At 71.8% G+C, this 9,433-nt stretch carries 6 protein-coding genes; 1 reads left to right on the plus strand and 5 read right to left on the minus strand.

Going from position 1 to position 9,433, the window contains the following annotated elements:
* Positions 1-223: 223 nt before the first annotated feature.
* From BFF77_RS27350 to BFF77_RS27360, 3 genes are read right to left on the minus strand one after another with little or no spacing between them, the layout of a single operon-like run.
* Positions 224-961, minus strand: a complete 738-nt coding sequence (locus tag BFF77_RS27350; protein WP_066954893.1) for a GNAT family N-acetyltransferase — start codon at positions 959-961, stop codon at positions 224-226.
* A 41-nt stretch (positions 962-1,002) separates the two neighbouring features.
* Positions 1,003-2,925 (minus strand): IucA/IucC family protein, encoded by a 1,923-nt coding sequence (locus tag BFF77_RS27355; RefSeq protein WP_066954896.1) that lies wholly within the window; start codon positions 2,923-2,925, stop codon positions 1,003-1,005.
* Positions 2,926-2,951: 26 nt separating this feature from the next.
* Positions 2,952-4,346: an aminotransferase class III-fold pyridoxal phosphate-dependent enzyme gene (locus BFF77_RS27360; protein WP_066954899.1), complete on the minus strand. Its 1,395-nt coding sequence runs from the start codon at positions 4,344-4,346 to the stop codon at positions 2,952-2,954.
* Positions 4,347-4,648: 302 nt separating this feature from the next.
* Here BFF77_RS27360 and BFF77_RS27365 point away from each other — a divergent pair, with 302 nt between their 5' ends.
* Positions 4,649-5,875 (plus strand): trypsin-like serine peptidase, encoded by a 1,227-nt coding sequence (locus tag BFF77_RS27365; RefSeq protein ID WP_066954902.1) that lies wholly within the window; start codon positions 4,649-4,651, stop codon positions 5,873-5,875.
* 160 nt (positions 5,876-6,035) lie between these two features.
* Here BFF77_RS27365 and hflX read toward each other — a convergent pair whose 3' ends face one another.
* Positions 6,036-7,526, minus strand: a complete 1,491-nt coding sequence (gene hflX / locus BFF77_RS27370; RefSeq protein WP_066954905.1) for a GTPase HflX — start codon at positions 7,524-7,526, stop codon at positions 6,036-6,038.
* 124 nt (positions 7,527-7,650) lie between these two features.
* On the minus strand, positions 7,651-9,294 hold the full coding sequence (locus tag BFF77_RS27375; protein WP_079125542.1) for a M1 family metallopeptidase: 1,644 nt from the start codon (positions 9,292-9,294) through the stop codon (positions 7,651-7,653).
* Positions 9,295-9,433: the final 139 nt, after the last annotated feature.

Genomic DNA, 9,433 nt, shown 5'->3' on the forward strand with positions numbered 1-9,433 from the left:
CGGGCGGCGAGAACAGCGGGGTGGGGGCGGTGGAGCCGGGAGCGGGCGAAGCGTGGGCGGTGGAGCCGGGAGCGGCTGAGGAGTCGGGTGCGGTGAGGGGGTCGTGGACGGCGGTGGCGTCGTGGACGGCAGGGGAGTCATGGGTGGCAGGTGACTTCGGCACAAGGACTCCTCGGGATGGAACCGATGGGGATCGAGCGGTACGGGTGGGGCGGCGGACCGTTCACAGCAGGTCGCGAAGGGCGCGGTCGCGGACCATGAGAGCGGCTCGCTTGTCGGGCAGGTCGACCTCCGCCGAGAAGCGGAAGCCGGCGCTGAGGAAGGCGGAGACGGACGGGGTGTTACGGAGGTCGGGCTCGGCGACGACACGCGCGCAGCGGGGACGGTGATCAAGGATGAGGTCGGAGACGGCGCGGAGAAGGGCGGTGCCGACACCGCGACCGCGGTCGGCGACGCCTCCCAGCAGGAGATGGATTCCGGTGTCGTGCGGGCGCGCCGGGTAGTGGCGCGCGAGAGGGTCGAGGTCGGCGCGGTAGATCTCCCAGTAGCTCATCGGAACGCCGGCGAGGGCGCCGAGACAGGGGACACTGCGGCCGTCGCCGTCGAGCTGGGGTCGCAGATGGGCGGCGGTGACGGACTCCGGCCCCGCCAGCTCCCAGAAGGCCGCGACTGCGGGATCGTTCATCCAGCGGCTGACCAGCGGCACGTCGCGCTCGATACGGACCGGGACGAGCTGGAATACACCGGCCGGGGTCGCGGCGGGACCCCAGCCGGCGGGGCTGTCGAGCAGATCCCCGGCCGGGCCGGCGCCGGGCGACGGATCGACCGCCGTCGGCCCGTCCTCTCCGAACAGCGCGACGAGCTCGTCGGGAAGCCGCAGGTCGAGGGTGTCCTCGGTGCCCCCGCCCGTTCTCCGGGGGGCGTCGGCTCCGGTCTCGGCGCTCGCGTCGGTGGGAGGCACGGAGCGCTCTCCTCTCAGCAGTTCGGACGGGTTCTGTTCCTTCACCGGCGAAGCGGATTGGCGATGGTGACGTAGACGGACTGGGTGTCGACGGGCCCGACCAGCTCGTCGAGGCCGTGCAGCCGGGTGAGCAGATTGGCCTTGCAGCGCAGCGTGGCGGGTTCCAGGAGCCGGCCGGGCAGGGACGAGCCGAGTCCTTCGGCCCCCGCGAGGAACTGGCGGAAGGCGGCGACGAGGACGCGCTCGTCGGCGAGCCCCTGCGCGCCGAACGCGCCGATCAGACCGAGGACGTTGTTGATGCCGAGGTAGTAGACGAAGCGTTCGTCGGTGACCTCGTCGGAGACGAAGGTGTCGCTGACCGAGCCGATACCGGGAAGGCGGCGCTCCAGAGAGAGCCGGTGGGACTCACGGAAGTAGTAGCCCTGGTTGTCGCGGTAGCGGCCACCGATGGGCCAGCCGTCGGGGTCGAGGAGCACCAGGGTGTTCTGCTGGTGGGCCTCCAGGGCGATGCCCGCCGTGCCGTCGAGCCAGAGCACCGGGCGGACGACCTGGTCGAGATAGCGCAGAAACCACTCGGCGGACACGGCCGCGCGGGAACGGCCGGTGCGGGCGGCGAGGGCGAGGACGATCTCGGCCAGACGCGAATGGGTGCCGGTGCGGCCGGGGTAGGGACGAGGCGCGGTCAGTCCGGCGATGCAGACGGCGTCGTCGCCCGGGGCGAACGGGTTGTGGCGCACCATGACGTCGAGTCCGGCGACCGCTTCGCCGTCGGGGGTGTCGACGGCGAGCCAGGCCGGGTCCCGGACGATGTCGAAGCCGGGGTGCGCGGCCTGCCACTCCTTGGCGAGTCCGCCGCGGAGCAGCCGGTGCACCTCGACACCGCGGTGGAGCTCCTTGCGGAGGTTCTCCCGGCGGGAGTTGGTGATGCGCAGGCCCAGCGAGAGTTTGAGCATGACGGGGACGCCGGACCGGTGGACCGTACGGATCGAGGAGGTGGGATGCCAGGGAGCGCCCTGGGGCCCGAGATCGTGCAGCAGCCCCGCGTCGAGCAGTGCGGCGACGGCGGGACGGTGCCTCAACTCGCGTGCCTGCCAGGGGTGGAGAGGCAGCGGGACGGTGTGTCCGGGAAGCGGCACATCGCCGAGGAGACGGGTGGTGAGCAGTTCGGCGGGGACGACCCGGCCCTGCTCGGTCCAGGCCGAGTCGGTGGCCAGGACGGACCGGTCGACGGCCATCCAGTGGAGGGGGAAGGAGCCGCGCAACTCGGGTGAGTAGAGGCGGGACTCGGACTCGGAGAGTCCGTCCCGGCTCTTGGGTGTGGGGTGCAGGGGGTGGCCGAGGATCAGTGACTGCTCGGCGGTGAGGAAGAGGTCGGCGCCGGCGCCGGGACGGCGGCGCCGGTCGGCGAGGAATTCGGCGGTGTGGTTGAGGGAGTTGGCGACCCGGCCGACCAGGTCGGCTCCCTGGTAGCGGCCCGACTCGCGGCCGAGGAGCGCGGCGACGGTGACGGCGTCGGCGGCGGGGGCGCTGTGCGGGGCGTTCTCCAGGAAGGGCATGCCGAAGCGGTGCCAGCCGGTGGCCGACCAGTACCGGACGGGCACGAGAAGGGCCGTGCCACTGGCGTCGAGCGGGATCCGCAGTACGGAGCCGTCGGGGCGTGGCAGATCCGTCTCCCGGACCCAGCAGCGGAGCAGATTCTCGGTGGCCGCCGCGTCGGCGGCCTTCTGCGGGTCGGGATGGTCGAGCTGGTCGGCCGCCGCCGTGGGGCCGGTGAACGGTCCGGCCGCGGTGCGGAGTCGCTCGTCGAAGCCGCCCTCCGGCTGCCGCGGCACGGTCGGGGATTCCGCGGTACGGGCGGCCCGGGCCGGGTCGTGCCCTCGCTCGTGCCCTCGGTCATGGCCCACGGGGTGGGCGCTGGAACGGCCGTCGGCCTCGGGCACATCGGGTGAGGGGGTGGGGTTCACGCGGGCTTCCTTGTGGGTGTCCGGGGTCAGTGGGACAGACCGGCTTCGCTCCGGCGGAGCGCGGCTCGCTCCGCGGCGGCCAGGGCGTCGGCGAAGCGATCGACGACCGCACCGGCCTGTTCGTCGGTGAGTGTGAGAGGAGGGAGGAGCCGTACGACGGAGGACCGGTGCCCGCCGAGTCCGACGATGAGACCGCGGCTCAGACACTCCCGTTGGACGGCGGCGGCGAGTGCGGTGGCGGGTGGCGCGGGGTCACCGGCCGCCGGGGCGACGAGTTCCACACCGATCATGAGACCACGGCCGCGCACGTCTCCGACACAGTGGTGGGTCGCCGCGAGCCCCTGGAGCCGGCCCAGCATGCGCGCGCCGAGGAGGGCGGCGCGATCGGCGAGCCCGTTCCGCCGTACGTACGCGAGGGTGGCCGCGCCCGCCGCCATCGCGAGCTGATTGCCGCGGAAGGTGTCCGTACGGTCTCCGGGCGGGCGGCGGTCGAGGGCCGCGTCGTACACGATCACGGCCAGTGGAAGGGAGCCGCCGATCGCCTTGGAGAGCACCATCACATCGGGGACGATCCCGCTGTGCTCCACCGCCCAGAAGGTGCCGGTCCGCCCCACTCCGGTCTCCATCTCGTCGGCGATGAGCGGAATGGACCGGGCCGCGGTCAGCTCGCGCATCCTGCGCAGCCAGGTGTCGGGAGCGGGGATCACTCCGCCCTCGCCCCGCACCGGTTCGACGATCATTCCGGCGCAGGGCGGCACCGGGCCACCGGGGCCATCGGCGGCGTCGGCGTCGGCGTCGGCGTCGGCGAGGAGGCTCTCGGTCCAGCGGGCGGCGAGTTCGGCGCCGCGTTCGCCGCCGACACCGAAGGAACAGCGGTAGTCGTACGGATACGGCAGCCGGGTCACCCGTGCGTCCTGGACACCAGCGGAGGCGGCGAGGGCGCCGGCCGTCGTCCCGTGGTGTGCCCCGGTGAAGGCGAGCAGACCGTCGCGGCCCGTGGCACCACGGACGAGCTCGACGGCGGCCTCCACGGCGTCGGTGGCCGTGGGACCGCAGAAGCGCACCCGGGCGTTCTCGGCGAACCGCCGCGGCAGCGTGGCGAACAGCTCGGTGGTGAAGGCGTCCTGCACGGGCGTGGCGAGATCGGGCACATGCAGCGGGGCACCGGAGTCGAGGACCTTCCTGATCGCCTCCAGGACGACCGGATGGTTGTGCCCGAGTGCCAGGGCGCCCGCGCCGGAGAGGCAGTCGAGATAGCGCCGCCCGTCCGCCGCTTCGATCGTCAGCCCCCGTGCGCGCACCGGCACCACGGGCAGCGACCTCGCATAGGTGCGGGCCGCCGATTCGCGCAGGGACTGGCGCCGGAGAATGCCCTCGTGTGCGACGGTGGGCGCCGCCGGAGCGGGTTCGGTCACGGCCACGGCGTTCGGTCCTCCCGCTGTCACGGTTCGGTCGCATGTCAGTACGGCGCCCGCCCGCCGAATGTTCGACGGTGGACGCCTGCCGGGCCCCCCGTACCTACCAACGACGCGGAAAGCCGGGGATCACGGTCCGCCGAAAGATCGTTGCGACCCCGGGAACCGGAGCCCTGCCGTGCGCCGTCCCCTTCGGCACCGGCATAGTGGAGGGTCTTGCCCCGGCCTCAACACCACACCCGGGGTTCGTCGTTCGCTTTCCGTACGAACTGTTCCGAACCGTTCCGAAGTCCCAGGGGGATCACGCCATGCGACCCATTCGCCCGACGCTCGCCGCACGCCGTGGAAGGAGCACCCGGCGCGGATTCTCCCCCGCCCTGGCCGCGGCCTCGATCGCGGTGGCGCTCGCGCTGACGGCCACCGCCTGCGGCACGGGTGAGGAGAGCGCCGCCACGCAGCCGGGTGACTCCGGCGGTCTGCCGTCCGACGGCAGGATCACGATTCCCGACGATCTCAAGGACCGGCTCAAGGAGCACGGGATCGATCTGGACAAGTGGCGCGGCGGCGAGTGGAAGAACTGGGACAAGGACAAGTGGCTCCGTGAGGCCAGGGACTTCGTCAACCCGATCATCGAGGACCTCTGGGACCCGGACCGGATGCGGGACGCGGAGCAGCCGCCCGAGCGGCCCGTGGCGGAGCAGGACATCTCCGGCGACGAGGGAGTCACCGACCCGACTCCGCAGCCGGTCACCGCGCAGCCGGTGAACACGCCGTACCGGGACAACGCGGCCGAGGCGGGCAAGCTGTTCTTCGACGGGCCCAGCGGTTCGATGGTCTGCTCGGCGACCGTGGTCCAGGACCCGGCCAACCCCGGCCGGTCCAATATGGTCTGGACGGCGGGCCACTGTGTGCACGCAGGCAAGTCCGGCGGCTGGTACCGCAACCTCGCCTTCGTCCCTTCGTACAACAACGACGGCCTGGAGACGGGCGCGCTGGAGGCCGCCGCCAAGGAGGAGGTGGCACCGCACGGGGTGTGGTGGGCCGACTGGGCGCAGACCTCCGACCAGTGGATAGCCCAGGGCGCCTCGACCGGCGGTCAGGGCGCTCCGTACGACTTCGCGGTGATCCATGTCACCCCGGAGAAGGGCGGTGACGGCAAGTCGCTGGAGGAGACGGTCGGTTCGGCGCTGCCGGTGAACTTCAACGCCCCGGCCACGCCGAACATCGCGAGCATGACGGCGACCGGTTACCCGGCCGCGCCGCCGTTCGACGGCCAGAAGCTCTTCCAGTGCGAGGACAAGCCGGGCCGACTGTCGCTGAACGCGCAGGACCCGACGATGTACCGCGTCGGATGCACCATGACGGGCGGCTCGTCCGGCGGCGGCTGGGTCGCGGCCGGCCAGGACGGCAAGCCCGCGCTGGTCTCCAACACCTCCATAGGCCCGGTCACGGCGGGCTGGCTGGCCGGACCGCGCCTCGGCGATGTCGCCAAGGGCATCTACGACGGGGTCAGCGAGAAGTTCGCGGGCCAGTGACGGCCGCGGGCCGTCGGTCATCCGGCCGACGGCCATGACACAAAGGCCCGTCCCCCTCTTCGCGAGAGGGGGACGGGCCTTTGTCGTCTGTACGGCCGTCCCTACGCCATGTCTCCACGCCATGTCGGCGTGCGTGCCACGCCGCGCCGGCGTCCGTAGGTCAGCGGGCCACCGGCACATAGGGAGCGAGCGCCGCGGCCAGCTCCTCATGGACACGCGCCTTGAGCACCGTGCCCTCCGGGGAGTGCTCCTCGGAGAGCACCTCGCCCTCGGCGTGCACACGCGAGACCAGCCCGCCCTGGGTGTACGGCAGGAGCACCTCCACCTCGACCTCGGGCCTGGGCAGTTCGGCGTCGATCAGCGCGAGCAGCTCGCCGATTCCCGCGCCCGTGCGGGCCGAGACGGCGATCGCGTACCGCTCCGTGCGCAGCAGCCGCTGGAGGACCAGCGGATCGGCCGCATCGGCCTTGTTGATCACCACGACCTCGCGCACGTTCACCGCGCCCACATCGCGGATCACCTCGCGCACGGCGGCCAGCTGCTCCTCCGGCACGGGATGCGAGCCGTCCACCACATGCAGGATCAGATCGGAGTCACCGACCTCCTCCATCGTGGAGCGGAACGCCTCGACGAGGTGGTGCGGCAGATGCCGGACGAATCCGACCGTGTCGGCCAGGGTGTAGATCCGGCCGCCCGGTGTCTCGGCCCGGCGCACGGTCGGGTCCAGGGTGGCGAACAGCGCGTTCTCCACCAGCACGCCCGCGCCGGTGAGCCGGTTGAGCAGGGAGGACTTGCCCGCGTTGGTGTATCCGGCGATCGCGACGGACGGGACCCTGTTCCGCCGGCGCTCCTGGCGCTTGATCTCACGGCCGGTCTTCATCTCCGCGATCTCCCGGCGCATCTTCGCCATCTTCTCGCGGATCCGCCGCCGGTCCGTCTCGATCTTGGTCTCACCGGGGCCTCGGGTGGCCATACCGCCACCGCCGCCGCCACCCATCTGCCGGGACAGCGACTGACCCCAGCCGCGCAGCCTCGGCAGCATGTACTGCATCTGGGCGAGCGCGACCTGTGCCTTGCCCTCCCGGGACTTGGCGTGCTGGGCGAAGATGTCCAGGATCAGGGCCGTACGGTCGACGACCTTGACCTTCACGACGTCTTCGAGATGGATCAGCTGGCCGGGGCTCAGCTCACCGTCGCACACGACGGTGTCCGCGCCGCTCTCCAGCACCAGGTCACGCAGCTCCTGGGCCTTGCCGGAGCCGATGTAGGTGGCCGGATCGGGCTTGTCACGGCGCTGGATCACACCGTCGAGCACCAGCGCGCCCGCCGTCTCGGCGAGGGCCGCGAGCTCCGCGAGGGAGTTCTCCGCGTCCTGCACGGTCCCGGTGGTCCATACACCGACCAGTACGACACGCTCCAGACGGAGCTGCCGGTACTCGACCTCGGTGACGTCTTCCAGCTCGGTGGAGAGGCCCGCCACGCGCCGCAGCGCCGCACGGTCGGAACGGTCGAACTGGTCGCCGTCCCGCTCTCCGTCGATCTCGTGGCTCCAGGCGACGTCCTCTTCCATCAGGGCATCGGCTCGAAGGCTGTCCGTGCGGAGGTCCGCGGAATCCCGCGCGTCCTGGGAAGGGGATGAAGAGGAGGTCATTGGATCCTTACGTCGAATGAGAGTCCGTTACAGCAGTCACAACGCGTGACGAACCGGAATGATTCCCGGCCGCGTCGCCGACATGTCGATGGTGACACGGTTCCGCCCGGCCGTCACTCGGGTTTCACGCTCCGTTGCCGGACGGTCCCATGAGGAACGGCGCGGTGACGGCTCCCGGACGGTGCCGCGCGTCCGGGGCGGTGTCCCCGGGCACGGTCCGCCCGGGGACCGCGGACGCGGTGGGCGCCGTCACCCCGGGCGACGGCGCTCCCGTCGGCTGCGCCCCCGGCGACGGCGCTCCCGGGGACGCCCCGGATGACGGCTGCTGGGCCTTGGGCGGCTCGCTGCGCCAGTCCGGATGGCCGGGCATCGGCGGGGTCCTCCGTCCGTACAGCCACGCCGTGAAGAAGGCCGACAGATCACGTCCCGCGATCCGCGACGCCAGCGAGGTGAAGTCCGCGGTGGTCGCCGTCCCGTCCTGGTGGATCCGCACCCAGTCGCGCTCCAGACGCCCGAAGGCGTCCTCGCCGATCTCCTGCCGCAGCGCGTAGAGCACCAGGGCGCTGCCGTCGTACACCACCGGCCGGAACAGGCTGATCTGGTGCCCGGAGGTCGGGGGTTCGGGCGCGGCGGGAGGGCCGCCGGCCGCGCGCCAGGTGTCGGAGCGGAGATACGCGTTCCGCATCCGCGACTCCAGCGACTTCTTGGCGAACTCCTGCGCGTACCGCGCCTCGTACCAGGTGGCGTGCCCCTCGTTGAGCCAGAGATCCGACCAGGTGCGCGGCGAGACGCTGTTGCCGAACCACTGGTGGGCCAGCTCGTGGACCATCACCGCGTCGACGTACCACGCGGGGTACTCGGGACGGGTGAACAGCGAGCGTTCGAAGAGGGTGAGCGTCTGTGTCTCCAGCTCGAAGCCGGTGTCGGCGCCCGCGATCAGCATGCCGTACGTCTCGAACGGATACGGCCCCACCTGCTGCTCCATCCACCGAAGTTGGCCCGGTGTCTTCTTCAGCCAGGGCTCCAGCCTCTCGCGGTCGGCGGCCGGCACCACATCCCGTACGGGCAGTCCGTGCGGCCCTTCACGGTGGACGACGGCCGAGTCGCCGATCGAGACCTGGGCCAGTTCCGTGGCCATGGGATGACGGGTCCGGTAGGTCCAGGTCGTGGTCGCGCCCCGGCGGGACGTCGCCTCGGGCAGCCCGTTGGCGACCGCCGTCAGCCGCGCGGGAGCGGTGATACGGAAGGTGAAGTAGGCCTTGTCCGCGGGATGGTCGTTGCTGGGGAAGACACGGCGCGCGGCGTCGGCCTGGTTGGCCATCGCCAGCCCGTCGGTGGTACGGACCCAGCCGCCCTCCCTGCCGTCCGTGTCGCTGGTGTGATGAACGGTGATCCAGGTACGCGCGTCCTCGTCGACGGCCTCGTCCGGTGTGATCACCAGATCCTCACCGGCCGTCGTGAACTCGGCGGGCGCGCCATCGACCTCGACCGAGCGGACCGTGCCCTGGGTGAAGTCGAGATTGATCCGCCTCAGCCGCTGGGTGGTGAGCGCGCTGATCCTGGTGACGGCGTCCAGGGGCTTGGTGTTGTCACCGCGATAGGTGAAGTCGAGGTCGTAGGTCAGTACGTCGTAACCGGGATTGCCGAGGTACGGGAAGAGCGGGTCGCCGATACCGAGCGGCTCGGGCGGGGGCAGCGTCGCGGCGACAAGAGTGGCCGAGGCGGCGGCCAGCAGGGCGGCGCGCAGTCGGCGGGAGGTGAACGGCATGGACCACGGCTATCAGCGCCCGGCGGACCCGCACCGACGGCGCGCTCCGCACCCACCCGAAAGGGGCAGGTCAGAGCGGTGAAGCCCGCCGGGCGCGGCCGCCAACCCGGTGACAGACCGGCATCCGGCGGGCTTCACC

This window comes from Streptomyces lushanensis (genome assembly GCF_001700515.1).
Taxonomy (GTDB): domain Bacteria; phylum Actinomycetota; class Actinomycetes; order Streptomycetales; family Streptomycetaceae; genus Streptomyces; species Streptomyces lushanensis.

Bases quoted from the DNA above. Each gene is read 5' to 3' on its own strand.
- BFF77_RS27365 (WP_066954902.1), top strand. From the start codon at position 4,649: ATGCGACCCATTCGCCCGACGCTCGCCGCACGCCGTGGAAGGAGCACC.
- hflX (WP_066954905.1), bottom strand. From the start codon at position 7,526: ATGACCTCCTCTTCATCCCCTTCCCAGGACGCGCGGGATTCCGCGGAC.
- BFF77_RS27375 (WP_079125542.1), bottom strand. From the start codon at position 9,294: ATGCCGTTCACCTCCCGCCGACTGCGCGCCGCCCTGCTGGCCGCCGCC.